Source organism: Rhizobium mayense, assembly GCF_030272705.1.
GTDB lineage: Bacteria > Pseudomonadota > Alphaproteobacteria > Rhizobiales > Rhizobiaceae > Rhizobium > Rhizobium mayense.
In genome coordinates this window covers 1-25658 of sequence record NZ_JARFYM010000045.1, presented here as the reverse complement: position 1 = coordinate 25658, position 25658 = coordinate 1, and the positions used below count along the sequence as shown (strand labels likewise).

General features: G+C 61.9%; 25 protein-coding genes. 24 read left to right on the top strand and 1 reads right to left on the bottom strand.

Annotated elements, in window-relative coordinates; all coding sequences use genetic code 11:
• Positions 1-170: 170 nt before the first annotated feature.
• Positions 171-656 carry an adenosine-specific kinase gene (locus PY649_RS31320; RefSeq protein WP_285872806.1) on the top strand — a complete coding sequence of 162 codons (486 nt, stop codon included), beginning with the start codon at positions 171-173 and terminating at the stop codon, positions 654-656.
• Between the two features lie 50 nt (positions 657-706).
• On the opposite strand, the gene PY649_RS31315 is transcribed toward PY649_RS31320, so the two are convergent.
• Complete coding sequence (locus PY649_RS31315) at positions 707-2095, bottom strand: FAD-dependent oxidoreductase (protein WP_285872805.1); 1389 nt, start codon at positions 2093-2095, stop codon at positions 707-709.
• 139 nt (positions 2096-2234) lie between these two features.
• Here PY649_RS31315 and leuC point away from each other — a divergent pair, with 139 nt between their 5' ends.
• The 23 genes from leuC to PY649_RS31200 all read left to right on the top strand — a co-directional run.
• On the top strand, positions 2235-3671 hold the full coding sequence (leuC, locus tag PY649_RS31310; protein WP_285872804.1) for a 3-isopropylmalate dehydratase large subunit: 1437 nt from the start codon (positions 2235-2237) through the stop codon (positions 3669-3671).
• 15 nt (positions 3672-3686) lie between these two features.
• Positions 3687-4322, top strand: a complete 636-nt coding sequence (leuD, locus tag PY649_RS31305) for a 3-isopropylmalate dehydratase small subunit (RefSeq protein ID WP_285872803.1) — start codon at positions 3687-3689, stop codon at positions 4320-4322.
• 2 nt (positions 4323-4324) lie between these two features.
• The gene (locus PY649_RS31300; RefSeq protein WP_285872802.1) at positions 4325-5296 is read left to right on the top strand and encodes an oxidoreductase; all 972 of its coding nucleotides are present in this window, start codon (positions 4325-4327) and stop codon (positions 5294-5296) included.
• A gap of 84 nt (positions 5297-5380) precedes the next feature.
• Positions 5381-6226, top strand: a complete 846-nt coding sequence (locus tag PY649_RS31295; RefSeq protein ID WP_285872801.1) for a GntR family transcriptional regulator — start codon at positions 5381-5383, stop codon at positions 6224-6226.
• Positions 6223-7446: an ABC transporter substrate-binding protein gene (locus PY649_RS31290; RefSeq protein WP_285872800.1), complete on the top strand. Its 1224-nt coding sequence runs from the start codon at positions 6223-6225 to the stop codon at positions 7444-7446. The genes PY649_RS31295 and PY649_RS31290 overlap by 4 nt, the downstream gene beginning before the upstream one ends.
• A 74-nt stretch (positions 7447-7520) precedes the next feature.
• On the top strand, positions 7521-8393 hold the full coding sequence (locus PY649_RS31285; RefSeq protein WP_285872799.1) for a branched-chain amino acid ABC transporter permease: 873 nt from the start codon (positions 7521-7523) through the stop codon (positions 8391-8393).
• The gene (locus PY649_RS31280) at positions 8390-9358 is read left to right on the top strand and encodes a branched-chain amino acid ABC transporter permease (protein WP_285872798.1); all 969 of its coding nucleotides are present in this window, start codon (positions 8390-8392) and stop codon (positions 9356-9358) included. The genes PY649_RS31285 and PY649_RS31280 overlap by 4 nt, the downstream gene beginning before the upstream one ends.
• Entirely contained in the window at positions 9358-10119 is a 762-nt protein-coding gene (locus PY649_RS31275) for an ABC transporter ATP-binding protein (RefSeq protein WP_349644455.1), read from the top strand. The genes PY649_RS31280 and PY649_RS31275 overlap by 1 nt, the downstream gene beginning before the upstream one ends.
• Positions 10112-10810 carry an ABC transporter ATP-binding protein gene (locus PY649_RS31270; RefSeq protein WP_285872795.1) on the top strand — a complete coding sequence of 233 codons (699 nt, stop codon included), beginning with the start codon at positions 10112-10114 and terminating at the stop codon, positions 10808-10810. The genes PY649_RS31275 and PY649_RS31270 overlap by 8 nt, the downstream gene beginning before the upstream one ends.
• 28 nt (positions 10811-10838) lie before the next feature.
• On the top strand, positions 10839-12254 hold the full coding sequence (locus PY649_RS31265; RefSeq protein WP_285872794.1) for an MmgE/PrpD family protein: 1416 nt from the start codon (positions 10839-10841) through the stop codon (positions 12252-12254).
• Between the two features lies 1 nt (position 12255).
• Positions 12256-13152: an isocitrate lyase/PEP mutase family protein gene (locus PY649_RS31260; RefSeq protein WP_285872793.1), complete on the top strand. Its 897-nt coding sequence runs from the start codon at positions 12256-12258 to the stop codon at positions 13150-13152.
• Positions 13149-14888: a hydantoinase B/oxoprolinase family protein gene (locus PY649_RS31255; protein WP_285872792.1), complete on the top strand. Its 1740-nt coding sequence runs from the start codon at positions 13149-13151 to the stop codon at positions 14886-14888. The genes PY649_RS31260 and PY649_RS31255 overlap by 4 nt, the downstream gene beginning before the upstream one ends.
• The gene (locus PY649_RS31250) at positions 14885-16960 is read left to right on the top strand and encodes a hydantoinase/oxoprolinase family protein (protein ID WP_285872791.1); all 2076 of its coding nucleotides are present in this window, start codon (positions 14885-14887) and stop codon (positions 16958-16960) included. Before PY649_RS31255 ends, PY649_RS31250 begins: the two co-directional genes overlap by 4 nt.
• On the top strand, positions 16957-17565 hold the full coding sequence (locus tag PY649_RS31245) for a cysteine hydrolase family protein (RefSeq protein ID WP_285872790.1): 609 nt from the start codon (positions 16957-16959) through the stop codon (positions 17563-17565). The genes PY649_RS31250 and PY649_RS31245 overlap by 4 nt, the downstream gene beginning before the upstream one ends.
• A 21-nt stretch (positions 17566-17586) precedes the next feature.
• Positions 17587-18078 carry a tautomerase family protein gene (locus PY649_RS31240; RefSeq protein WP_285872789.1) on the top strand — a complete coding sequence of 164 codons (492 nt, stop codon included), beginning with the start codon at positions 17587-17589 and terminating at the stop codon, positions 18076-18078.
• On the top strand, positions 18075-19472 hold the full coding sequence (locus tag PY649_RS31235) for an FAD-dependent oxidoreductase (RefSeq protein ID WP_285872788.1): 1398 nt from the start codon (positions 18075-18077) through the stop codon (positions 19470-19472). Before PY649_RS31240 ends, PY649_RS31235 begins: the two co-directional genes overlap by 4 nt.
• Positions 19473-19488: 16 nt before the next feature.
• Positions 19489-20247 carry an aspartate/glutamate racemase family protein gene (locus PY649_RS31230; RefSeq protein ID WP_285872787.1) on the top strand — a complete coding sequence of 253 codons (759 nt, stop codon included), beginning with the start codon at positions 19489-19491 and terminating at the stop codon, positions 20245-20247.
• A 12-nt stretch (positions 20248-20259) separates the two neighbouring features.
• Positions 20260-20988, top strand: coding sequence for an aspartate/glutamate racemase family protein (locus PY649_RS31225; protein WP_285872786.1), 729 nt, complete (start codon positions 20260-20262; stop codon positions 20986-20988).
• An 87-nt stretch (positions 20989-21075) separates the two neighbouring features.
• Complete coding sequence (locus PY649_RS31220; RefSeq protein WP_285872785.1) at positions 21076-21972, top strand: LysR family transcriptional regulator; 897 nt, start codon at positions 21076-21078, stop codon at positions 21970-21972.
• A 114-nt stretch (positions 21973-22086) separates the two neighbouring features.
• On the top strand, positions 22087-23298 hold the full coding sequence (locus tag PY649_RS31215; RefSeq protein ID WP_285872784.1) for an acyl-CoA dehydrogenase: 1212 nt from the start codon (positions 22087-22089) through the stop codon (positions 23296-23298).
• Positions 23298-24443 carry a CaiB/BaiF CoA transferase family protein gene (locus tag PY649_RS31210; RefSeq protein ID WP_285872783.1) on the top strand — a complete coding sequence of 382 codons (1146 nt, stop codon included), beginning with the start codon at positions 23298-23300 and terminating at the stop codon, positions 24441-24443. Before PY649_RS31215 ends, PY649_RS31210 begins: the two co-directional genes overlap by 1 nt.
• A gap of 24 nt (positions 24444-24467) precedes the next feature.
• Positions 24468-25343 (top strand): 3-hydroxybutyryl-CoA dehydrogenase, encoded by an 876-nt coding sequence (locus tag PY649_RS31205; protein WP_285872782.1) that lies wholly within the window; start codon positions 24468-24470, stop codon positions 25341-25343.
• A 12-nt stretch (positions 25344-25355) separates the two neighbouring features.
• On the top strand, positions 25356-25658 hold a 303-nt coding region (locus PY649_RS31200), incomplete at its 3' end, for an electron transfer flavoprotein subunit beta/FixA family protein (protein ID WP_432761440.1).

Sequence of the window (25658 nt, the reverse complement as noted above, 5' to 3'; positions counted from 1 at the left end):
GGGAAAAAATTCGACCTGGACTATGCCGGCACTTGTCCGAGCGCGCCGGCGCGACCGGGTCAGGCCAAACGGTGGCAGGGCGCAGAGGCCAATCGCCCGCCTGTGGCGGCTTGAAATCACGTTCCATTCGCCTACCTACCATCACGTGCGGGCCTTGAAGGAGCGCAGCCATGGAACTTGCTGTGGTGCCGATTGTTAAGCCAGACGCTTCCAACTTCATCTTTGGTCAGTCGCATTTTATCAAGACTGTGGAGGACCTCCACGAGGCGCTGGTGGGTGCGGTTCCCGGTATTCGCTTTGGGCTGGCCTTCTGCGAGGCCTCTGGCAAGCGGCTGGTGCGGTGGTCGGGTAATGACGAAGCCGCGATCGCCCTTGCACGCGACAACGCCTCGGCTATTGGCGCCGGCCACAGTTTTCTAATCTTCCTGGGCGACGGATTCTTTCCCGTGAACGTGCTTGGCGTGGTGCGCGCGGTGCCAGAGGTCTGCCGCATTTACTGCGCGACGGCCAACCCGACACAGGTGATCGTCGCACAAACGGAGCTGGGCCGCGGCGTGCTCGGCGTGGTGGATGGCGCCTCACCACTGGGTGTCGAAACCGATACCGACATTGCGTGGCGAAAAGACCTGCTGCGAAAGATCGGCTACAAGCTGTAGTGGCGGGATGAAGCCGATCGCGCGTCATTGACAGCTCGATACGGCCGCGTTCAGCTTGCGGCATGCCGACCGGCTGCGAATCCAAGCCCTACAGCAGTCAGCAGTCCATTGCCGGATAGATAGCCAGACGCATCGTTCCCAGAGACGCCACAGGCGGCACCGCCTACCGCATAGAGGTTCGGAAGCGGTCTGCCTGCACTACCAAGCACTCGAGCCGATGTATCCACCACCAATCCGCCCTGAGTGTGAAATAGCGCGCCAGTGACCCTTACCGCGCAATAGGGCGCCTGAAGCGCGGGCACGCCCTTGAAAGAACGGCCGAACGGATCGGCCAGAGCGTCTTGCACATAGGATCGGACGCTCTGGAACGTATCAGCAAGCGCATCGCCTGGCACTTTCATCAGTTCCGCAAGCTCTGCTATGCTTTGTGCGACCAATACCGTCCCCATCCCTTCGGCTCGGCGAAAATCCTCGAACTGGCGTGCGATGCCGGCGATGCGGCTGTCAAACACCGACCAGGCGATCGCGTCGGCCTGGCGTAGCACTTCAGCGGCTTGCTCCGAATAACCGCGGGCCTCGTTGCTGAACCGCTTGCCCTCGAGGTTCACCTGGAAACCACCCTCGGTGATCGTCGCCCAGGAAATCAGAATACCGGCTGGGTGAGCGACCGAGCCGTGCCCCTGATGGCCGTTGAGATGCTGGCTTTTCGCGCCTAGCGCTTCGCCCCAGATGAGCGCGTCTCCCTGGTTGCCGGGATGACCGAAGTAGAGGGCGCCTGCGAGTGAAGTGATATGCTTCGCCACGAGTTCCTTGTTGCCGCCATAGCCGTTGCAAGCAAGCACGAGTGCGCCGCAGCCAACCTCTTCGGAGCTGCCATCTGGGCGCTCGAAGCGTAGGCCGAGGCCCCTGCCCGCGTCGTCGGCAAAAAGCTCGGTCACGTGGGCGTCGCAGAGAAGCGGAATACCGGCATCTTCGACCGCTTCGCGCAACGCGTCGATCAGTTCTTCACCGGACCGCGTCGGCAGGCCATGCATGCGGCGGGCGGAATGACCAGGATAGGAGAAGTCGGTGACGAGCGAGAATTTCAACCCGTATCTATCCGCAAGCCATTCCAGCACCGGTCCGGTCGTGCGGGTGACAAGATCAACAATTTCGGGATCCGGCTCACCATGGGCCTTTTTCATCACGTCGCGAGCGAAATTCTCGGCATCGTCGCTGATGCCTGCATCGGCCTGCCAGCGGGTGGCGGCGGCAGGTATGAGGCCGGCCGAAAGTGCGGTCGAACCGCGCGGCAGAGGATCGCGCTCAAGAACCAGAACTTCGGCGCCTGCCTCATGGGCGGCAAGTGCCGCCACCATGCCGGCCGCCCCACCGCCGACGATTACCACCGGCATGGAATAGTCGAATTCCCGGCCCTCTATCCGCGTCACCTTAGCCATTTGCGTCTCTCCGCTCCCGATCCTCAGACAGCAATCTGTCATTTTTGAAAGACAATAATCTGTATTATTTTTAAAACAACATTTGATTTTCACCGCCACCCGTGCCTAGATTGAAAGAAGGGAATGGAAGGAGGGCATCGTGCCACGCATCGACGCTGGAGGCGGCAAAACGCTTTTCGACAAGGTTTTCGACGCGCATGTGGTCGTGGAGCGGGAGGATGGTCAGTGTCTTCTTTGGATCGACCGCCACTTCTTGCACGAAGGCTCATTCCACGCCTTCAACAAGCTGAAGGAGCGCGATGCCGAGGTCTACCGGCCTGATCTCACCTTCGGCATCGAGGACCATTATGTCCCCACCCACACCCGCGATCTCACGAGGATCGACCCGGCCATTCGCGGCATGATCGAGCAGTTGCGCGGCAATAGCGAGCGCCACGGCCTTCGCCTCTTCGACCTCAACGATCCCGACCAGGGCATCGTCCATGTGGTTGGCCCTGAACAAGGCCTTACATTGCCTGGCCTGACCATGGTCTGCGGCGACAGCCATACCGCGACCCACGGCGCTTTCGGGGCAATCGCCTTCGGCATCGGCGCCTCAGAAGTCGCACATGTGCTCATGACGCAGACATTGTGGCAGAAGAAGCCGAAGCGGATGCGCGTGACAGTCGACGGCGCGCTTGCTCCAGGTGTCACGGCCAAGGACATCGCTCTCTCGATCATCGCCCTCATCGGCGCGGATGGCGCGGCCGGACATGCGATCGAATATGCCGGTTCGGCAATCCGCAGCCTTTCCATGGAAGGCCGGCTGACGCTGTGCAATCTCTCCATCGAGGCCGGCGGGCGGTGCGGCATGGTGGCGCCTGACACAACAACCCTGGACTATCTGCGCGGCCGTCCGTTTGCGCCGCAGGGCGAGGCTTTCGAGGCCGCCTCCAAGGACTGGTTGGCATTGGCAAGCGACCCGGATGCCGTCTTCGACCGCGAAGTCAGCCTCAATGCCAGCGAGATTGCGCCGGTCGTAACCTGGGGCATTACCCCGGAAGACGCCTCGCCGATCACCGCGACCGTGCCGGACCCTGAACAGATCTCCGATCCCGCCCGTGCCGCGCAGGTGCGCGATGCGCTGGATTATATGGGCATAAGGCCCGGCCAAAACCTCACTGACATTCACATCGACCGGGTGTTCATCGGCTCCTGCACCAACAGTCGCATCGAAGACATTCGCGCCGCCGCGGCAATCCTGGCCGGTCGCAAGGCCAAGGTACCGGGGCTTGTATCGCCAGGCTCCATGCTCGTGAAAAAGCAGGCCGAGGAAGAGGGGCTGGACCGCATCATTCGCGAGGCGGGACTTGAATGGGTCGATGCCGGCTGTTCCATGTGCGTCGGTATGAACGGCGATCTCGTGCCGCCTGGCGAGCGCTGCGCCTCGACCACCAACCGCAATTTCCGTGGCCGACAGGGCCCGGGATCGCGCACGCACCTGATGTCGCCCGCCATGGTCGCGGCAGCCGCCGTCACGGGACACCTGACCGATATGCGGCAGTTGATGCGCGAAACGGCCCCGGCCGGGAACTGAGAGGGAGGGAGAGCCATGAAACCGTTCAAAACTCTGGATGCCGTCGCCTGCCCCCTGCCCCAATCGAATATCGACACCGACCAATTGATCCCGGCCCGTTTCATGAAGCGATCGCGCGCCGATGGCTATGGTGGCTTCCTGCTTTACGATCTGCGCTTCGACGAAGCCGGCGCGGTAAAGGCGGATTGCCCGCTCAATGACACGGTCCGCCAGGGCGCACAAATCCTCGTCAGCCGCCGCAATTTCGGTAGTGGCTCTTCACGCGAAGCCGCCGTCTACGCACTGGTCGACTACGGGATCACCTGCGTGATCGCCCCGTCTTTCGGGGATATCTTCGCCTCCAATTCAATCAATAATGGTTTACTGTCGGCGGTCGTCAGCGAAGAGGATTGCGAGAGCTTGCTTGCCGGCCTACAGGACGGTGCTGAGACGGCGACCGTCGATCTGGAAGCGCTGACGATCCGTTGCGCCAATCTCGTCGTGCCCTTCACCGTCGATCCGGTCTGGCGCACCAAGCTCCTGAACGGTTGGGACGATATCGACCTCACCCGTAGTCATGCGGAGGCTATCGCCGCTTTCGCCGCCGCGGACCGCGAGCGCCGACCCTGGATGCAACCAAACGGGACGGCCACAGCGAATTCCGGAGCGTGATCGTGACCCTCGCGTTCTCGCCGGGCCGGATCGGTTCCCTCACGCTTGCAAACCGCATCGTCATGCCGCCGATGCAGCGCTACGAAGGTACGCCCGACGGGTTTGCGACAGACTACCACGTCAACCACTATGCCCGTCGCGCTCGCGGCGGCGTTGGCCTCGTCATTTTGGAATCGACGGCGATTTCGCCGGAGGGTCGGCTGATGGGCGACGATATCGGCATCTTCTCCGATGCCCACGCCATGGCTCTTTCGAGGATCGCGGCAGCGGTCAAAGCGGAAGGCGCGCCTGTTTTGGTCCAGCTCAGCCATGGCGGACGCAAGTCCCGGCCTTACGGCGGTGGCCCGTTGCTCGCGCCGAGCGCGATCGCCTATGACGAACGCTACGGCATGCCGCAGGCGATGACGCAAGCTGATATCGACAAGCTGGTCGCCGATTTCCAGATTGCGGCGCGTCGGGCCGTCGAAGGCGGTTTTGCCGGCGTCGAACTTCATGCCGCGCATGGTTACCTCCTCCACCAGTTCCTGTCGCCGCTCAGCAATCGGCGCAACGACGCGTACGGCGGAGATGAAGACCGTCGCGCCTCCCTCCCCGCCCGCATCATCCGCGCCGTGCGCGAGACGTTAGGGCAAGGACCGGTCATCACGATGCGGATCAGCGCCAGCGACAACGCCGAGGGCGGCCTGACGCCTGATATGGTCGTGCGGACGCTTTCGCGGCTCGCCGGCCATGGGCTCGATGCCGTGCATGTTTCCTCCGGCGGCCTCGTGCCGTTAGCAGCCCAGACAACATCGCCCGTCGAATCTCTCGCCTGCGCAGGAGTGCTGCGCGCCGCCCTTTCGATCCCGGTCATCGCCGTCGGCGGCATCAGGAGTCTTGCCGATGTCGAGACCATACTGTTGGCCGGCAAGGCGGATTTCGTCGCCATTGGCCGGCCCTTGCTCATATATCCGGACCTCAGTCGCATTCTCTAGCGAATCCGATTGACACGACACCAAATCTGTATTCTTTATAAGACAACTAAATGTCTTATAAGAAAGACAATCGGGAACACGACAATGTCTTCGACCATGGAACCGCTGAAGGCGCGACGACTCTATCTCCTGCTCAGGGAGCAGATCCTGCGGGGAGAAGTGGCGGTTGACGCGCGCCTGCCGAGCGAACCGGCGCTGGCGCAGGAACATAGCGTGTCGCGCGTCACCGTACGCCGGGCGTTGGATAAGCTTGCAAGCGACGGCATGATCGAGCGGCGGCCTGGCTCCGGCACTTTCGTCAGCGCCGGCAAGACCAGCATGCCGGTCGTGGCGGACTTGTCGAACGTGCTGACCCATCTTGTCGAGATGGGCCGCAAGACAGGCGTCAGACTGATCTCGTTCGCCTATGTCAATGCAACGCCGGCGATGGCTGAGGAATTGCGTCTCGATCCCGGCGAACGATTGCAGCGCTCGGTTCGCGTCCGTCTAATCGACGGTCAGCCGTTCTCGTATCTGGTCACGCACGTGCCGGAGCGGATCGGCATGTCCTATTCGGAAGCCGATCTCGCCTCGACGCCGCTGCTCGAACTGCTCGAACGCTCTGGCCTCGTTGCCGAGCGGGCAACCCAGGTCGTCGGCGCGACGCTGGCCGGGCCGGAAGCGGCAGACGCACTTGACCTTGATATCGGCGCTGCGCTGCTCACGATGACCCGCGTCGTCTTTGAATCGTCCGGCCGCGGCATCGAGCACCTCCAGGCGCTTTACCGGCCTGATCGGTATTCCTTCCATATGGATCTCGAACGCACCGGATCAGATGGAGCCCGGCGCTGGACGCCTGCCGACGCAGTGCGGGCATCCGAACAGATAAATGACACCAAGAAGAACAACCGCACCAAGCGGCCGACCCCTCAGAGGAGAACAAAACCATGAAATTTCTCAATACCCCATTCGATCGCAGGACTGTTCTAAAGGGCAGCGCTGTCGCCCTCTCAACGATCGCGACGCCTGCCATCGTCCGCGGCGCCGAACCCGCGCCGATCAAGGTTGGCATCCTGCAGCCGGTCACCGGCGCATTGGCCCAGGACGGCGAATATGGCCGCATGGGCGCCGAACTGGCGATCGATGACATCAACAAAGCCGGGGGTATCAAGGCGCTTGGAGGCGCCAAGCTTGAAATCGTGTTCGGCGACGCCCGCTCGACGCCGGAAGCCGGCACCCAGGAGGTGGAGCGCATGCAGGAGGACGGCGTGGTGGCCGTCGTCGGTGGCTTCGCCAGCCCCATCTGCCTGGCTGGTTCGCAGGCAGCGGCGCGTTACGACCTGCCCTATATTGTCGATGTCGGCGTGACCGACCAGATCGTCCAGCGCGGGTTGAAAAACACCTTCCGCTTCGCGCCGGGCTTTGCGCTGTGCACCGCTGCTGCGATCCAGAACCTCGTCAAGATCAATGAGGCTTCCGGCAAGGTTGCCAAGACCATCGCGCTCGTCCACGAGGACGGTCTGTTCGGCACCGGCCTTGCCAAGCTGATGGCTGCGGAACTGCCGAAATACGGCTTCGAAATCCTTGAACTGATCGCCGTTCCGACGCCGTCGCGCGACCTCTCAAACGTCACGCTGCGTCTGCGCTCGTTGAATCCGGATCTCGTCATCCCCAGCACCTACTACGGTGAAACGGTGCTGCTCGCGCGCACGATGCAGCAGCAGCGCGTTCGCCCGAAGGCCGTTTACAGCGTCCTCAACGGTGCGGCCTCCAACCGACGTTTCGTCAAGGAATTTCCGGAAGCGGCCGAGAACGTCATGGACGTCAACCATTGGCATGATCCGCGCAACGAAAAGGCGGTTGCACTTCAAAAGCGGGTCGAAGCCGCCGGCAAGACCTATAATTACAATGTTCCGCTGAACTATTCGTGCGTCGGCCTGCTGGCGGACGCGATAGAGCGTGCCGGTGCTGCAGACCGAACGAAGATTATCGATGCACTTGCCACGTCGACCTTTGCAGGTCACCTCATGCCCTATGGGCCGACGAAATTTGAAAACGGCCAGAACCTGGGAGGCGCGCCCGTCTCCACGCAGGTTCAGGGCGGCGACATCAAGGTCGTCTTTCCCGAAGCCTTCGCCAACGCCAAGCCGAAGTTCCCGGCAAACGCTTGATGCCCATGTCTAATATCTGAGCGTGCCCTTGCGCGCGCTCAGATCATTGTCGACGTCGTAAGGCGGAATAGAGCATGTTTTCCCCAACCATCATCATTGAAGCGATGATCAACGGGCTTTTGACAGGAGCCATCTACGCCCTTGTCGCCCTCGGTCTCACCTTGGTCTATGGTGTGCTTCACATCATCAACTTTGCGCACGGAGCGACACTCGCGGCGGCTATGTTTGCCGTTTGGGGCCTGAATGCCGCCTTCGCGATCGATCCCTACTGGACGATCCCGATCGTCGCGCCTGTCTTTTTTGCTGTCGGCTACTGTGTGCAGCGCTTCGTCATCGGCCCCGCGTCGCATGGCGATGACAGCAACATCCTGCTGATCACCCTTGGCCTTTCGATCCTCATCGAGAATGCGCTTCTCGTCGGCTTCGGTTCCGACACGCGTTCCATCCCCTCGGATTGGTCCTTCGCCGTCGTCGAGGCCGGTCCCTTCCTTCTCTCAAGCGCCAAACTCATCGGCGCCGCAGGTTCGCTGATCGTCGCCCTTGCCTTCTTTCTGCTCATGAACCGCACAGATACAGGCAAGGCAATCCGCGCCGTCGCCCGTGAAAAGCTTGGCGCCAAGCTTGTCGGGATCAATGTCGGGCACATTTTCGCTGTCACGTTCGGACTCGGCTGCGCCGCACTTGCCATGGCGGCTGCGTTGCTGATGCCGACGTTCTACGTCAATCCGCGCATTGGTGGCGCCTTCGTCAACATTGCCTTTACAGTCGTCGTCCTGGGCGGGATGGGGTCCATCCCCGGCGCTATGGCGGGAGGCTTGATCATCGGTATGGTCGAAAGCGTGAGCGGTCTCTTCCTCGGAGAAAGCCTCGGGCAGATCGGCATCTTCATCATCTTCATCCTGGTCCTGCTCCTGCGCCCGACCGGCCTGTTCGGAGCAAAAGCATGATCGGACGCGGTTATCTCTCCATCGTCCTAATCACCCTGCTCCTGGCATTGACGCCATTGGTGACCGGGTCGAACACCTTCTTCAATTTCACGACCACGGTCCTGATCGTCGCGCTGGCCGCACAGGGCTGGAATCTACTCGGCGGCATCGGCGGACAAACGTCCTTCGGTCATGCCATGTTCTTCGGAATCGGCGCTTATACAGCCTCAATTCTGCAAACCAATTTCGGCCTCAATGCCTGGGTGGCGATGGCGGTTGCAATCTTCGCTGGCGCGCTCGCCGGCCTCGTCGTGGGTTTCTTGAGTTTCCGGGCCGGACTTCGTGGTTCGTATTTCGCGTTGGTGACGCTCGCCTTCGCCGAGCTTCTGAGGGTGCTCGCCAACGCCTCGGATATGACTGGAGGGGCAGCCGGGCTATTGCTGAAGCTCAATCCAGGCTTTGCCAACCTGCAATTCTCCAGCCGCCCGGCATTCATGCTGCTTGCGCTCAGCTTCGTTTTCATTAGCCTTCTGGTGACCCAGAAGGTCGCCAATTCCCGCTTCGGCGCCCATCTGGTTGCCGTGCGCGAGAACGAGGATGCCGCAAAAGCGCTCGGCGTCGATGTACTTACCGTCAAGCTTAAGGCGATCAGTCTCTCAGGCGCAATGACGGCTGCCGCCGGTGTGCTCTACGTCCAATATTTTCTCTATATCGACGCCGGAATCGCCTTCGGAATCTGGATCTCGATCGAGGCATTGCTGGCGCCAATCGTCGGCGGTCGCGGCATCGTGCTCGGGCCGCTGATAGGTGCCTTTACGATGCACGGTCTCGGAGAAATCACCAAGGGCTTTGCCGGCGGAATGCCGGGCATCGACCTCATCGTCTACGCCATCGTCCTGATCGCAGTGATTGCCTTTGCCTCCAGCGGCGTTCTTGGGCTGGCGAAGAAGGTGTCGCTCCACTTTTCAGCGAAGGAAGCAGCATGATGCTGGAGGTCAAGAAGGTCACCATGCGCTTCGGCGGGCTCGTCGCCGTCGACAATGCCTCTTTGACGGTCTCGCAAGGATCGATCACCGGTCTGATCGGCCCGAACGGCGCCGGCAAGACCACGCTCTTTGCAATCATTGCCGGTTTCCGCAAGCCGAGCGAAGGCACGATCCTGCTTCACGGCAAGGACATCACCGGCGAGCACGCACACAAACGCGCTGCGTCCGGGATTGCCCGCACCTTCCAGATCGTGCAGCCATTTGCTGGGCTTAACGTCCATGAGAATATTACGGTGGGCGCCTATTTGCGGCACATGAAACCCGCCGAGGCGATCGAGAAAGCTCGCGAGGTCGCCCGTAAAGTCGGCCTCGAAAAGGATCTCGAAAAGTCGGCGGCGAGCCTGACAGTCGCAGGCCGAAAGCGGCTGGAACTCGCTCGTGCCCTTGCGACCGAACCGAAGATCCTGCTGCTGGACGAGGTTCTCGCCGGTCTCAATCCATCTGAAATCCGTGACATCATACCCGTCATCCGTTCGATCCGCGAAAGCGGCGTCACCATTCTGATGATCGAGCATGTGATGCAGGCGGTGATGAACCTGTGTGAGCAAGTCTATGTGCTCGCCCAGGGCAGAATGATTGCCGAAGGCACGCCCGGGGCAGTCTGCAACGACCCGTCAGTGATCGAAGCCTATCTCGGCAAGGGCTCGGCGGACAGGATTGCCCGCCAGGCGGGTGGAAACGCTGGAGGCGACCATGCTTGAGGTCACGGGACTTCGCGCCGGTTACGGCGCGGTCGAGGTATTGCGCGGCATTGACCTCTCGGTTGCCAAAGGCGAGATAGTGGCGGTTCTCGGCGCCAACGGTGTCGGCAAGACGACGCTCAACATGGCGCTCTCCGGTGTACTGCCGTTGACATCAGGGAGCATCGTCTTCGACGGCGTGCCGCTGGGTTCCTCTTCGACCGCAGCCGTCGACGCTGGCCTGATCCATGTGCCGGAAGGCCGCAAGATCTTCCCGAACATGAGCGTTCAGGACAATCTCGAGCTCGGCAGCTACCGCCGCGGCAAGCAGAACCGGGCGCGCAATCTCGAGATCGTCTTCGCCACCTTCCCGCGCCTGAAGGAGCGCAACGGTCAGATGGCCGGGACGCTGTCTGGCGGCGAGCAGCAGATGCTGGCGATTGGCCGCGGGATGATGGCCGAGCCGAAGCTTATTATTCTCGATGAGCCGTCGCTCGGCCTGTCGCCGCTGCTGGTCGAGGAAATGTTCAATCTCGTACGCCGACTCAACCAGGCCGGTCTGCCTGTGATGCTGGTGGAGCAGAATGTCGTGCAGTCGCTGGAGATCGCCTCGCGGGCCTACATCGTCGAGAATGGCATGATCACCATGTCCGGCACCGCCGCCGAAATTTCCGCTAACCCAGAACTGAAGCGGGCCTATCTCGGCCTTTAGCCCCAGCTCCAACGAGGAGGACGCAACCATGACCATCGTCACGCCGGGCATCGTGCCTGCTTCGGTACTTCTGGCCGAACCCAGGCCGGACTGGCTGAGCCGCTGGGGCCGCTTCGGCGCAACGCTGACCTTCAACATGTTCTCGCCTGACTTGGTGGCGCAGGCCAAACTGGTCATCCTCGATTGTATAGGCGCCATGGCTTCCGGCATGCAGGAACCTGAACTCCTGATGCTTGCCGAACGCCTGCAAAGACGCGGCCGCGGCAATGTCGCAGCAGTCGGCGCAGGTCTGTCGCTGCGTGGCGATGACGCGGCTTTCATCAACGGCAGTGCCGGCACCGCTCTGGAACTCGACGAAGGCAACCAGTTCGCCCGCGGCCATCCAGGCATCCATGTCCTGCCGGCAGCGTTGTCGACAGCCCTTGTCGCGGGCAAGAGCGGAAGGGATCTGCTAACGGCCTTCATCCTCGGCTATGAGGTCGGAGCCCGGGCGGGCGCCGCTTGCCGCCTACGGCCGACCGTGCATCCGCATGGCACCTGGGGTACGATCGGCGCCGCCTTTGCGACCGCGATGCTCGAAGGAGCAGACGAGGAAGAGCTGATCGAAACGATCAATGTGTCGGCGACGCTGAGCGTCGGCGCGAGCTTGCGGGCGATGCTCGAAGGGGCGACCGTGCGCAACAGCTTCTGCGGGTTTTCCAACCGCAACGGCATGACCGCCTGGGACATGGTCGCTTCAGGCTTTACAGGTGAAATCGATTCCGTCCGCACCGTCTATAGCGGCATCCTGGCGGAAGGCTTCAAGCCGGAAATGATGGCTGACGAGCTTGGCAGCCGCTACGAAATCCAGCGGAACTATTTCAAGCGTCACGCCGCCTGCCGCTTCACCCACGGCTCGCTTGACGTGGTGCGGGAGCTTATCGCCACGCACGGAATGATCGCGCCGGAGACAATCGCCTCCATCGAGGTCGAGACCTATGCCTATGCGGCGCAGCTCGACAGCGTGGAGCCATCCAACATGCTGGCCGCAAAATTTTCCCTGCCGTTTGCAATCGCCACGACGATCGTCAATGGCGAAGCCTCCGTCCCGGCCTTCCGCCAGGCGTCTGTCAACGACGAGACGGTTCGCGCGCTCACAAGGAAGGTTGCCGTGCGGGAGAAGGCGGAATTTACCGCAATGCTGCCGGAAAAGCGCCCGGCGCGCCTGACCATCCACTTCACCGACGGCCGTGTTCTGGCCGCCGAGACCATGACCAATCGCGGCGACGCGATCGATCCTTACACGCCGGATGAGGTCCACGCGAAATTCTTCGAGCTTGCCGTGCCTGTCTGGGGCAAGGCGCATGCCGACCGCATCCTGAATGCCATCGAAACGATCGATATGGCGCCGGACCTGACAGGTCTTAACGACCTGCTCGCCCAGCCTGCGATCAAGGAAGCCTGAAATGACTTTGAAAACTCTCCTGTCCTGCCCGGGACCGATCGTGGCCCCCGGGATCTATGACGCCCTGACGGGCTCCATCGCAAACGACGCCGGTTTTGATGCGCTCTATCTTTCCGGCGCGGCGATCGCCTACACCAAGCTTGGCCGCCCAGATATCGGCCTGGTCTCGATGACGGAAGTCGCCGACGTGATCGAACTCGTCCGCCAGCGCGTCGAGACCCCTGTCATCGTCGATGCCGACAATGGTTATGGCAATGCGCTCAACGTCCAGCGGACGGTGAAAACCTTCGAGCGGGCCGGCGCCAGCGCGATCCAGCTCGAAGACCAGACCTTGCCGAAGCGTTGCGGCCACCTGCAGGACAAGTCGCTGATCTCGGCTTTGGAAATGGCCGGCAAGATCAAGGCGGCCGTCGATGCCCGGACCTCGGAGGAGACACTGATAGTCGCCCGCACCGATGCCGTTGCTGTGGAAGGCTTCGACGCGGCGATCGAACGCGCCATGCTTTATGCCGATGCCGGCGCGGATGTGCTTTTCGTCGAAGCCCCCCGCTCAAAAGAGCAGATGGAAGCGGTATGCAAGGCGCTCGGCCAGCGCCTGCCGCTGCTCGCCAACATGGTCGAAGGCGGCGATACGCCGATGATGACGGCAGATGAACTCGCAGCGCTCGGCTTTAAGATCGTCATATTCCCCGGCGGCATCGTGCGGGCCATCGCCCGCACCGCTGAGGATTATTACCGCTCGCTCCGCGCCCATGGCAGCAACGAGCCCTTCCGCGATCGGATGTTCCAGTTCAACGATCTGAACGCGCTGATCGGTACGCCGGCGATGCTCCAGGCAGGGCGCGAATACGAGACCTTCGTCCCATCGAAGGACTCCAAGAAGGGCAATGCAGCATGACCAGGAAGACCCTCGATCCCGTCACGCTCGCCATCCTCAATGGACGGCTGGAGCAGATCGCCGATGAGATGGACGCGACGCTCTACCGCTCCGCGTTCAATCCCATCATCGCCGAGGCGCGCGACGCCTGCCACGGCCTCTACCACGCCGAAACCGGCGCGACGCTCGTGCAGGGCACCCGCGGCCTGCCGATCTTCGTCGGCGCGATGGCCTTTGCGGTGAAGGCGGTCATCGAGAAAGTGGCGCGCGACGGCAGTCTTTCGCCGGGTGACACGTTCCTCTTCAATGACCCTTATGCCGGCGGGACACATCTGAACGACTTCCGTCTCGTGCGGCCGATCTTCCGCGGCGGCAAGCTCTATTGCTGGATTGCCTCGGTCGGCCACTGGCTGGATATCGGCGGCAACGTGCCGGGCGGTTTCAACGCCAAGGCGACCGAAAGCTTCCAGGAAGGGGTGCGCATTCCAGTCGTCAAGCTGTTCGCCAAAGGCGTCATCAACAACGACATCGTCGACATTCTTTCGGCGAACTCCCGCGTGCCGCTTTCCAACTACGGCGACCTCAATGGTCAGCTGAATGCCCTGGATCTTGGCGAACGCCGGCTTGCTGAATTGCTGGATTCCTATGGCGACGACACTGTCAAAGCGGCGTTCGAGGCCTTCTCGAACCGGGCCGAAGCGATGATGCGCGAGGCGATCAAGGCACTGCCGGACGGCACCTACGTCTTCGAGGACTATCTCGACAATGACGGCATCACCCCCGACCGGTTGACGATCGCGCTCGACCTGACGATCAAGGGCGACGAGATGGTGCTGGACTTTTCCCGCTCCTCCGGCCCCTGTGCCGGACCGCTCAACATTGCCTATTCGACGGCGGCGGCCTGCTGCTATGTGGCGCTGAAACACGTCTTCACCAGCGTGCCGGCAAATGCCGGCTGCCTGCGGCCGATCCAGTTCGTCATTCCCGAGACCACGCTGCTCGGCGTCAAGCCGCCGAAGCCGGTCGGCGGCTACACCGAGACCATCCTGCGTGTCATCGGCGTCGTGTTCGGCGCGTTGGCGAAGGCCGATCCGGCCCGCGCCACCGCCGGCCCGTTCGGTACGATCAATGCGCTCTCCATCGCCGGTTACCGCAATGACGGTTCGCGCTATGTGATGTTCTCGTTCTTCGGCGGCGGCCTCGGGGGCAACCCGGAAAGCGACGGCCTGAACCATGCCAACAACCCGATCTCGATGGCGACCATTCCGCCAGCAGAGATCATGGAAGCCTCCTATCCGGTGCTTTTCACTCAATGGGCACTGCGTCCGGATTCTGCCGGTGCCGGTTACCACCGCGGCGGCGTCGGGGCGATCTACGAGGTCGAGGCGATGACCGATGCGGACGTCTTCCTCCTCGGCGAACGCGGCGTCTATGCGCCCTTCGGCGTTGCCGGTGGCGGGGAAGCCGCACTCAATCGCTTTACATGGCAGGCCGATGACGGCGAACATTCGCCGCCGCTCGCCTCCAAGGTGGCTGATGTCCGCGTCAAACCCGGCCAGCGCGTCCGTATCGAAGCCCCTGGCGGCGGCGGTTTCGGCAATCCGAAAATGAGGCCCGCGGAGAAAGTGGCGCGCGACGTGCGCCTCGGTTTCGTCAGCCGCGAAGCGGCCCGCGACATCTACGGCGTCGACACGGATGCCGAAGGCAATATTGACATGGCCGCGACCGTGAAGTTGCGCGAAGGAGCAGCCGCATGAATACCCACGTAAAGCCAAGCGGCTCTTCCGTCGTCGGCGTCGATGTCGGCGGCACGTTCACCGACCTGTTCTTCTACGACGCCGCTGGCGGCCGTTTCCGCACCGCCAAGGTCTCCTCCAACCGCGGCGACGAGGCGATCGGTTTCCTGGAAGGCCTGAAGACCTTCGGTCCGATTGCCGAACTCGGCTCGATCGTGCACGGCACCACAGTCGGCACCAACGCGCTTCTCGAGCGTAAAGGCGCCCGCACCGCTCTCATTACCACGGCCGGTTTCCGCGACGTGCTCGAAATGCGCCGCCGCGACCGTCTCAACACCTGGGGCCTCTGGGGCGATTTCGTTCCGGTGATCGAACGCGACCTGCGCTTCGAGGTGAACGAGCGCGTGACCGCCGACGGCACCATTCGCCAGACGCTCGATCCGGAAGAGGTGAAAGCGGCCAGCCGCCGTGCGCTTGCCGCCGGCGCCGAAGCGCTCGCCATCGTCTTCATCAATGCCTACGCCAATCCGGTCAACGAAATGGCCGCGCTCGAGGCCGCCCAGTCGGTCTGGCCGAACGAAAACGTCGCCTGCTCGTCGCAGATCCTGCCCGAGATCCGCGAATTCGAACGGACGTCGACCACGGCGCTTAACGCCTATCTCCAGCCGGTCGTCGGCGGTTATCTGCGTAAGCTGACGGATGCGCTGAAAAGCGAGGCCTTCGCTGGGCGCTTCCATATCGTCCAGTCGAATGGTGGCGTCATGTCGACGGAAACCGCCCGTCGCCTGCCCGTGCGCACGGCGCTGTCCGGCCCTGCTGCCGGTGTCATCGCCGCAGCGGCGATTTCCAAGGCGGCCGGCTTCCCGAACATTATAACGGGAGACCTTGGCGGCACGTCCTTCGACGTCTCGCTCGTGATCGACGGCGAGACGTCGCTGGCTGCCCAGACGACGATCGATTTCGGCCTCGTCATTCGCACACCGATGATCGAGATCACCACGATCGGCGCCGGTGGCGGTTCGATCGCGCATGTCGATGCAGGCGGCCTGCTGCAGGTCGGCCCTGAAAGCGCCGGCTCGCGCCCCGGTCCGGTTGCCTATGCGCAGGGCAATACGCGCCCGACGCTGACGGATGCCAACATCGTGCTCGGCCGCATCAATGCCGAGCGGCCGATCGGCGGCAAGTTCGCGCGTCTTGACGTGGAAGCCGCCAAGAAGGCGATCGAGGAACATGTTGCCAAGCCCACCGGCCTCGGTGTGATGGAAGCCGCCGAAGCGATCGTGAAAATCGCCGATGGCCGCATGGCTGGTGCCATCCGCCTTGTTTCCATCGAGCGCGGCCATGATCCGGCAAAATTCGTCGCCGTCCCCTTCGGCGGCGGCGGCGCGCTGCATGCCGGTGCCCTCATCAAGGATGTCGGGCTGCTGGCAGCGCTCGTGCCGCGTTATCCGGGCGTCACCTCAGCACTCGGCTGCGTCATTGCCGATATCCGCCATGACCAGGTGCAGACCGTCAACCTGACGGTCGAAGCCCTGGACACCGACATCCTCGACAAGCGCATGGTCGCAGAGGCTGGAGCCTCCCGCCGGATCGTCGAGGAAGCCGGCCTCCCGATCGATCGTATCGACATTATCTTCGAACTCGACATGCACTATGTCGGCCAGACCCACACGGTCTCCGTGCCGCTGCCGATAGCGATCGAGAAGGGTTCAACCGGCGTCACCCGAGAGATCGTGCAGACTGCCTTCGATGTTGCCTATCGATCCTCGTTCAGCCGGCTGCTGCCGGGCTTGCAAGCGAAGATCGTCAACCTGCGCACCTCGGCGATCGGCCGCCGGCCGCATTTCAGCCTTCAGGCGCTGGCGCCTGAGCCCGGCACAACGGTGGAGCAGGCAAAGCGCGGCAGTCGTCCGGTCTGGTTCGATGGCGGCTGGCACGAAACGGCAATCTACGCCCGCCTCGAACTGCCGGTCGGCGCGGTGATCGACGGCCCCGCCGTTCTCGAACAGCCGGACGCGACGGTACTGGTCGATCCCGACCTCAAGGCCCGCGTCGACGAGTTCGGCAATGTCATCATGGAGCGGAAGGTATGAGCGAGCACTCTGTTCCGGTCGAAAAGACCGGGCTGATCATCGTCGACTTGACCAACGATTTCCTCGCGCCCGAAGGAACCTATGGTCGTGCCGGCCAGAGCGCGCCGGAAATCGCGGTGCTTCCCGAGCGGATCAAGCCGCTGGCCGATCTGCTGCGCGCCAAGGGCGGATGGATCGTTTCCGCCCAGTTCACGCTGGTGCCGGCCAAGGGCGGCGAGCCGATCATCTCGCCCCATCTCAAGGCGCTGCGCCCCTTCCTCGGCAAGGGCGATTTTGCGCCCGGCAGCTGGGGCAACAGTCTGGTCGATGCGCTGGCGCCCGCCGATCTGGTGGTCGAGAAGGTCGCTTATTCCAGCTTCTACATGACGCGGCTGGAATGGGTGCTGAAGAAATGCGGCATAGAGAAGCTAATCGTCGGCGGCATCGTCACCAATGGCGGCGTCGCCTCCACTGTCCGCGACGCGCATGTGCGGGACTTTGACACGACTGTCCTTTCCGACGGCTGCGCCGCCTTTTCGGAGGCAACCCACAACATAGCGATCGAAGCTTTGAAGCCGGTCGCCCGCATCGCCACCATCGCCGAAATCTGCGCTGAACTCGGCTGAATCGAACAATCGGAGGACATCATGCCTGTCATCGAGACAACGCTGATCGAAGGATATGATGCGGAAACCAAGACGCGTCTCATGAAGGGCATGGCAAGGGTCGTGCGCTCAGTGATCGCGGCAGTGCCCGAAGGCACGATCACTGTCATCCGCGAAGTGAGCCCAAGCTCTTATGCACGCGGCGGCATTCCCCGCGTGCCCGGTCCGCCGTTGCCGCCGGCAGCAGATGTTGTCTCCGCCTTTGCGAAGGCTCTCTCGGAAGGAGATCAGGGAAAGGCCGCGGCGCTGCTGACGCCGGAATTCGCGGCCACGGACGCCAGGGGAGCCTCAGTCGACCTCGCCGCCATGATGAAATCCGCCGCCGGCCGCGCCTACCTGCGCTTCGACGAATCCGTCAATGACGAGGATGTGCTGGTGTTTGCCGAAGGAACAGCCGGTGCGGCCCGTTTCATCGAACGCTTCACGATTTCCGGCAGACTGATCTCGGCTTATGCGATCTGGATCGCCCAATGATTTCGCCAAAGGACACCCCTGGCGAAAGGGCGGATGTCGTCATCATCGGCGCGGGTGCCGCAGGCCTTTGCGCGGCACTTGCGGCGCGTGAAGCGGGCCTGTCCGTCATCGTGCTGGAGCGCGATGAGGAGCCCGCCGGCAATACCGCGCTGACGCTCGGCATGCTGCCCGGCGCCGGCACCCGCTTCCAGCGACAGAAGGGTATCGAGGACACGCCGGAACTCTTCCTCGCCGACATCATGAAGAAGGCGAAGGATAAGACCGACGAGCATCTCGCCCGTGCGATTGCAGAAGCCTCCGGCCCGGCGGTCGAATGGCTGCATGACCGGCACGGCGTGCATTTTGAACTGCTCGACGACATTCTTTATCCCGGTCATGCCCGCCACCGCTATCATGTTCCGAAGAGCCGCACCGGCACCGAGATGGAGGCCAGCCTTATCAGAGCCGCCGAGGCTGCGGGCACGCGGATCGTCACCGGTGCACTTGTCCAGCGGCTGCGCGCCGTGGAAGGCGGCGGCGTGGAAGCTGTCTGTTATAACCAAAACGGTGAAGACAAGGTGATCGGCGCAGGCGCGGTCGTGCTGGCAACAGGCGGCTATGGTGCGGACGCCTCGCTCGTCGCTCGGCATATCCCCGGCATGGCCAATGCCGTTTATTGCGGTCATCACGGCTCGACGGGCGATGCGCTTCGCTGGGGTGAAACGCTCGGAGCCGCAACCGCCGATCTCGGCGGATACCAGGGCCATTGCGTCGCAGACGGGCCTGACCTGCCTGTTACCTGGGCACTCGTCATCCGCGGCGGCTTTCAGGTGAATTCGACGGGTCGGCGTTTCTCGAACGAGATGAGCGGTTATTCGGAACAGGCCTCCGAGGTGCTCGGCCAGCCCGGCGGCACCGCCTGGACCATCTACGACAAGCGCTGCGAGGAGCCGGCGCTGACCTTCCAGGATTATCATCGCGTGCTCGAAAGCGGCGCGGTGGTGCAGGCCGACACCGTCGCCGAACTCGCCGGCAAGATCGGCGTGCCGTCGCAGGCGCTGCAGGCAAGTTTCGATCAGGTTTTCGCGGCAATCGACGGCGTCACGGTCGATCCGTTCGGCCGGGACTTCACCGACGTATCGGCGTTGAATGCTCCTTTCCTCGCGGTCAGGGTGCGTGGCGCGCTTTTTCATACACAGGGCGGACTGATGATCGATAGATCGGCGCGCGTTCTGCGCCCGGATGGTTCAGCGCTCCCCAATCTCTTTGCCGCCGGCGGTGCCGCGCGCGGCCTCTCGGGACCGGCATCTGACGGCTATCTTGGCGGCAATGGCCTGTTGACGGCCGTAGTGCTCGGGCGTTTTGCCGGAGACGGTGCGGCAGCTTTGTTACGCCATGCGACCGAACAGAAATAATCCGGAGGATTTGAATTTGGCCAAGGTTCTTGTGATCGTCCCCTTCCCGATGGATGACGACAATCTTTCGAAGCGCAAGGCGCAACTCAACGCGGTGCGGCTCGGCGAAGGCATCGAGTTCGATTTCAGGCCAGTGCGGATCGCGCCGGTCAACTATGTCAGCCAGCAGGATTCGGTGCTCGCCGATGTCGGCATTCTCGAGGCCGGCCTGCAGGCACAGGCCGATGGTTATGACGCGGTCTGCATCGACACGATGAGCGATTCCGGCATGTCGGCGCTTCGCTCGGTTCTCGATATTCCAGTGATCGGCCCTGGCCGTCATTCAATGCTGTCGGCGCTGACACTGGGCGAGAAATTCTCGATCCTCGCCATGTGGGATCGCTGGCGGCACCTCTATACCAAGACGCTCGCCGAGCTCGGCCTGCAGCACAAATGCGCTTCGCTGCGTTCGGCCGGCCTGCAACCGAACAACCAGAGCCTCCTTGCCGGCAAGGAAGACGAGTTTTTCCCGGCGCTCCAAGAAGCCGCGATGCGTTGCGTCGAAGAAGACGGCGCCGACGTGATCATCCTTGGCTCGACCACGATGCACGAAGCCCACGCCTACCTCGCCGAACGTCTTCCAGTCCCGATCATCAATCCCGGCCCTTTGACCTATCGCCTTGCCGACGCGGCGATCAAGCTGAAGCTGGCGCATAGCCGGGTTTCCTATCCCGCGCCTTCGCATGTCGCGGCCGAAAGGCTGGCCGAAATGGGCCGGATTGCCGCTGGGCTTTGAGGAGGTTTCAACATGACCCGTATTCTATTTCTCTCTCCTGCCGATATCGACCTGCCGGAAAAGGTCATTCCCGCCGGCGCGGCTGACCCCGACACCGAAATCATCCATCGCCGCGTCGCCTATGTGTCGTGCCCGCCAATCGGCGCGCATGACTGGACACTCGCTGATCTCGCCGTCATTGCCGCTGGACAGCATGCACAAGCAGACGGTTTTGATGCCGTTTGCCTTGCCGATTTCGGCGACTACGGCGCCAATGCCCTGCGTTCGCTCCTGGATATTCCCGTGGTTACCGCCGGCCGCGCCGCCCTATTGCATGCGCTGACACTCGGCACGCGCTTCAGCGTGGTTTCGACCGAGCGTGACTATGTGCGCATCAAAAAGATCGTCCATGAATACGCGCTCGATGCCCAATGCGCAGGCATTCATCTGCTGACACCAAAGACCGACATGGTCGCTCTGACAGCCGACGCCGAGGTACTGGTTCTGGCCGGCGAAGCGCGCAACGCCAAATTCGATAGGGTGAATGTATCGATCATCGATCCGCTGCCGCTTGCGGTGAAACTGGCCGAAAGCCTCGTGGGGCTCGGCCTTACCCATAGCCGCCGCGCCTACCCGGCACCACAGACACGCAAGGCCACATTGATCAAGGCGATCGGGTCCTGCCGAACGGTATCGTTGGGTCAGCCGGTTTGCAACGTAAATTACGAGGATGATGCGTTTCGGGATGACCGGCCCAAATAGGCGATGAATGCGATATGGACAGTTGTTTTGGTAATTCTGACGCGTTATCGATGGTGTCCTATTGATGCATAAAACGCATATGAAACCATGAGGCCAAGGCGATTTATCCCTTCCGTGAGCCTGCTTGCAGCCTTTGAAGCCGTTTTACGCACCGGCTCGACTGCAGGGGCTGCGCGCGAGCTCGATCTGACACAAAGCACGGTCAGCCGCCTCATCCAGAATCTGGAGGAGCAACTGGGCAGACCACTGTTTGAACGGCAGCGAAAGCGATTGATACCGACGGTCGCCGCCCAGGCTTATGGCCGCGATGTCAGCCGGGCCTTGGACCTGATCCAGCGCAGCAGCATGACATTTTCCGCCAATCCCGGCGGCGGAACGCTATCGATTGCGATCTTGCCGGCATTCGGAACCCGCTGGCTCGCCCCGCGCCTCGGGAGGTTTCTCAATCAGAATCCCGGAATTACGATCAACTTGTCGACGCGTCTGAAGCGCTTCAACTTTGCCGCTGAAAGTTTCGATGCCGCGATCCATTTTGGGGAAGACGATTGGCGGGACGCCGGCCATCTCGAACTTTTCGAAGAACGGCTGACGGCCTGTGTTTCACCGGCGCTCCTGGAAAGCCGCAGCATCAAAACCGTCGATGATCTCGGACAATTGCCGCTCCTTCAGCTTGAGACCAGAACAACGGCCTGGACGTGTTGGTTCAAAGGCCAAGGGCACGAAGCGCCGCCCATCACCGGCATGCTTTTCGATCAATTCGCAACCATGACGCAGGCGGCGATTTCCGGTCTCGGCGTGGCCTTGCTGCCCGACTATCTGGCGGATGTCGAGATTCGCGAAAAACGGCTCGTCCCGATTTTCCAGCGCTCCGTCATTGGAACCGGTCACTATTGGCTCGTCTGGCCGATATCCCGGGAGAAATATCCGCCGCTCGAAGCGTTCCGCACCTGGCTGAAGGCCGAGATAGAGTCCCCGAGCGTGTAAGTTCGGATAACAATATATTCATTCTATGAATGATCATAGCGCCATATGTCGTTTTTAGATGATCGCGGATTGCCCTAATTTCGGTCCCATGACTTCACGCTGATGGAGACCGCCTTGTCCAGCCAACATACTGCCGCTTCTGAACGTCACGAAAGCTTTGTATGGCATGATCCTTTCCTGCTTGACGGACAGCTTTCCGATGACGAGCGGATGATCCGGGAGGCGGCCGCGTCCTTCGCAAAAGCCGAATTGCAGCCGCGCGTACAAGAGGCTTATCTGGAGGAACGGACCGATCCAGCGCTGTTTCGCCTAATGGGCAAGGCGGGGCTCCTCGGCATCACCCTTCCCGAGGATTACGGCGCAGCCGGCGCGAGCTATGTCGCCTACGGGCTTGTTGCGCGCGAAGTCGAGCGTATCGATTCCGGATACCGCTCCATGATGAGCGTTCAGTCCTCGCTGGTCATCTACCCGATCTACGCTTACGGCACCGACGAGCAGAAGAAGAAATATCTGCCGGGCCTCGTTTCCGGCGAGCTGATCGGCTGTTTCGGCCTGACCGAGCCGGACGCCGGCTCGGATCCGGGCGGCATGAAGACCCGGGCCGAAAAGATCGAAGGTGGCTATCGCCTGCGCGGATCCAAGATGTGGATCTCCAACGCGCCGATCGCCGATGTCTTCGTCGTCTGGGCGAAGTCGGAAGCCCATAACAATGAAATCCGCGGTTTCGTGCTCGAAAAGGGCATGAAGGGCCTCTCTGCACCGAAGATCGGTGGCAAGCTCTCGCTGCGCGCCTCGATCACCGGCGAGATCGTGCTCGACGGTGTCGAAGTCGGCGAAGATGCGCTGCTGCCTGGCGTCTCAGGTCTTAAAGGACCCTTCGGCTGCCTCAATCGCGCCCGTTATGGCATTTCCTGGGGCGTCATGGGAGCAGCCGAGGATTGCTGGTTCCGCGCCCGCCAATACGGCCTCGACAGAAAGCAGTTCGGCAAACCGCTCGCCGGCACGCAGCTCTACCAGAAGAAGCTCGCCGACATGCAGACCGAGATCGCGCTTGGCCTGCAGGCAAGCTTGCGCGTCGGCCAACTGATGGACCAACGCAAGATGGCGCCGGAAATGATCTCCATCGTCAAGCGTAACAACTGCGGCAAGGCGCTGGACATCGCCCGGGCTGCCCGCGACATGCACGGTGGTAATGGTATCCAGATCGAATACCACGTCATGCGTCATTCCCAGAATCTCGAGACCGTCAATACGTACGAAGGCACGCATGATGTCCATGCCCTCATTCTAGGCCGCGCACAAACCGGCCTGCAGGCGTTCTGCTGATGGAACCGGATTGCGGAACGCCGCTCGCCGGCTTGAAGGTCATCGAGCTCGCCCGAATTCTCGCCGGCCCATGGATTGGTCAGACCCTGTCGGATCTCGGGGCTGACGTTATCAAGGTCGAAGCGCCAGGCGGAGACGATACGCGCAGCTGGGGGCCGCCCTTTATCGATCGTTCAGATGAGAGCGAGCGAAGCGAAAACGTGGCCGCCTATTTCCATGCCACCAACCGTGGCAAACGCTCCGTCATCTGTGACTTTGCCCGCCCTGAAGATCTGGCGCGTCTCAAGGAGCTGATCGGCGAAGCCGACGTGGTCGTCGAAAATTTCAAGGTGGGCGGACTGGCGAAATTCGGTCTCGACTATGCCAGTGTCGCCGCGATCAATCCTTGCATCGTCTATGCATCGGTGACCGGTTTCGGCCAGAACGGGCCTCGGGCGCACCAGCCTGGCTATGATTTCCTCATCCAGGGCATGTGCGGAATCATGGACCTTACCGGTGACCCGGATGGCGAACCACAGAAAGTCGGCGTCGCTTGGATCGACATCCTCACCGGGCTTTATGGAGTGATCGGCATTCAGGCAGCATTGGCCGAGCGGCAGCGATCGGGCCTTGGCCAGCATATCGATCTAGCCCTCCTCGATACCGGTGTCGCTGTCCTGGCCAACCAGGCGATGAATTATTTTGCGGCCGGACGCGCGCCTCGACGCCTCGGAAATGCCCATCCAAACATCGTACCCTATCAGGTGTTTCCTGCCCTGGATGGCCACGTCATCATCGCCTGCGGAAATGACCGACAGTTTTCGAGCCTTTGCGCCGTCCTTGGCACGGCTGGCCTCGCCTCGGACGAGCGATTCTCCACGAATGCCGCGCGCGTCGCCAATCGCAAGCTTCTTTCCGACCGGCTTGCCGCGGAAACTGCGCGGCACACTAAGGCCGAGCTCATTGCCGCTCTCGAACGAGCCGGCGTTCCCGGCGGACCGATCAACACCGTGGGCGAAGCGGTGTCCGATCCGCAGATCGAAGCGCGCCAGCTTCGTATCGACCCGGAAGGCATTCCGGGCTTGCGAAGCCCACTCCATTTTTCCCGAAGCCGGCTGGAGCTTGCAAAAGCCTCTCCTCGGCTGGGAGAGAGCCAGGGGGTTTAAATCATTAACGACGGAAGCAGGTTCATGACCATTCAGACTGTAGGCATCATTGGCGCCGGCCAAATGGGTGGAGGCATTGCGCATGTTCTTGCGTTGTCCGGCTTCCGCGTCGTGCTCACGGACGCGGACCCGAGCAATCTCGAAGCAGGTTTTGGAAAAATCGTCTCGGCTATCGAGCGTCGGGCCGCCGCCGGGAAGCTTGATGAAGCCGACAAGAAGGACGCCATCCTGCGGATCCGCACGACCGGCGCATTGGCCGAGCTCGGCACGTGCGACCTTATTATCGAAGCCGCTTCGGAGAACGAGGAAGTCAAATGCAGGATCTTTTGGGACCTGGCGCCGTCACTGTCGCCGGAAACGATCCTGACATCGAATACCTCGTCGATCTCGATCACTCGTCTCGCATCCGCCTCCTCTCGCCCCGAGAAATTTATGGGGCTGCATTTCATGAACCCAGTTCCCCAAATGCAACTGGTCGAGCTCATTCGCGGCATCGCCACCAATCAGGAGACCTTCGATGCGATCAAACGCGTCGTCGATCGATTGAACAAGACGGCCATCAGTTCTGCCGATTTTCCGGGCTTCATCGTCAACCGCATCCTGATACCGATGATCAACGAGGCTATCTCCGTTCTTCAGGAGGGCGTGGGATCGATCATCGATATCGATCAGAGCATGCGGCTCGGCGCCAATCATCCGATGGGGCCGCTGGAGCTTGCCGACTTCATCGGGCTTGATACCTGCCTTGCCATCATGAAAGTCCTTGATGACGGTCTCCCCAACCCGAAATACCGTCCTTGCCCGCTTCTCGTGAAATATGTCGAGGCCGGGTGGCTCGGGCGCAAAACCGGCCGCGGATTCTATGACTATAGGACGGGAACGCCGGTCCCGACACGATAAGGAAAAGCACCCATGAAGATTCTCGTCCCCGTGAAGCGGGTTGTTGATTACAACGTCAAGATACGTGTGAAGCCGGATGGCACGGGCGTCGAGCTTGCGAATGTGAAGATGTCGATGAACCCGTTCGACGAGATATCGGTTGAAGAAGCGCTGCGGCTGAAGGAAGCCGGCAAGGCCGAGGAAGTGGTCGTCGTCTCGATCGGTCCGGCCAAGGCCGAAGAGACGCTGCGCACCGCCCTCGCCATGGGCGCCGACCGGGCGATCCTGGTCGAGACCGACGATGCCGTCGAACCGCTGGCGGTGGCGAAGATCCTG

Bases quoted from the DNA above. Each gene is read 5' to 3' on its own strand.
- PY649_RS31320 (WP_285872806.1), top strand. From the start codon at position 171: ATGGAACTTGCTGTGGTGCCGATTGTTAAGCCAGACGCTTCCAACTTC.
- PY649_RS31315 (WP_285872805.1), bottom strand. From the start codon at position 2,095: ATGGCTAAGGTGACGCGGATAGAGGGCCGGGAATTCGACTATTCCATG.
- leuD (WP_285872803.1), top strand. From the start codon at position 3,687: ATGAAACCGTTCAAAACTCTGGATGCCGTCGCCTGCCCCCTGCCCCAA.
- PY649_RS31295 (WP_285872801.1), top strand. From the start codon at position 5,381: ATGTCTTCGACCATGGAACCGCTGAAGGCGCGACGACTCTATCTCCTG.
- PY649_RS31290 (WP_285872800.1), top strand. From the start codon at position 6,223: ATGAAATTTCTCAATACCCCATTCGATCGCAGGACTGTTCTAAAGGGC.
- PY649_RS31285 (WP_285872799.1), top strand. From the start codon at position 7,521: ATGTTTTCCCCAACCATCATCATTGAAGCGATGATCAACGGGCTTTTG.
- PY649_RS31280 (WP_285872798.1), top strand. From the start codon at position 8,390: ATGATCGGACGCGGTTATCTCTCCATCGTCCTAATCACCCTGCTCCTG.
- PY649_RS31275 (WP_349644455.1), top strand. From the start codon at position 9,358: ATGCTGGAGGTCAAGAAGGTCACCATGCGCTTCGGCGGGCTCGTCGCC.
- PY649_RS31270 (WP_285872795.1), top strand. From the start codon at position 10,112: ATGCTTGAGGTCACGGGACTTCGCGCCGGTTACGGCGCGGTCGAGGTA.
- PY649_RS31265 (WP_285872794.1), top strand. From the start codon at position 10,839: ATGACCATCGTCACGCCGGGCATCGTGCCTGCTTCGGTACTTCTGGCC.
- PY649_RS31260 (WP_285872793.1), top strand. From the start codon at position 12,256: ATGACTTTGAAAACTCTCCTGTCCTGCCCGGGACCGATCGTGGCCCCC.
- PY649_RS31255 (WP_285872792.1), top strand. From the start codon at position 13,149: ATGACCAGGAAGACCCTCGATCCCGTCACGCTCGCCATCCTCAATGGA.
- PY649_RS31250 (WP_285872791.1), top strand. From the start codon at position 14,885: ATGAATACCCACGTAAAGCCAAGCGGCTCTTCCGTCGTCGGCGTCGAT.
- PY649_RS31245 (WP_285872790.1), top strand. From the start codon at position 16,957: ATGAGCGAGCACTCTGTTCCGGTCGAAAAGACCGGGCTGATCATCGTC.
- PY649_RS31240 (WP_285872789.1), top strand. From the start codon at position 17,587: ATGCCTGTCATCGAGACAACGCTGATCGAAGGATATGATGCGGAAACC.
- PY649_RS31235 (WP_285872788.1), top strand. From the start codon at position 18,075: ATGATTTCGCCAAAGGACACCCCTGGCGAAAGGGCGGATGTCGTCATC.
- PY649_RS31225 (WP_285872786.1), top strand. From the start codon at position 20,260: ATGACCCGTATTCTATTTCTCTCTCCTGCCGATATCGACCTGCCGGAA.
- PY649_RS31220 (WP_285872785.1), top strand. From the start codon at position 21,076: ATGAGGCCAAGGCGATTTATCCCTTCCGTGAGCCTGCTTGCAGCCTTT.
- PY649_RS31210 (WP_285872783.1), top strand. From the start codon at position 23,298: ATGGAACCGGATTGCGGAACGCCGCTCGCCGGCTTGAAGGTCATCGAG.
- PY649_RS31205 (WP_285872782.1), top strand. From the start codon at position 24,468: ATGACCATTCAGACTGTAGGCATCATTGGCGCCGGCCAAATGGGTGGA.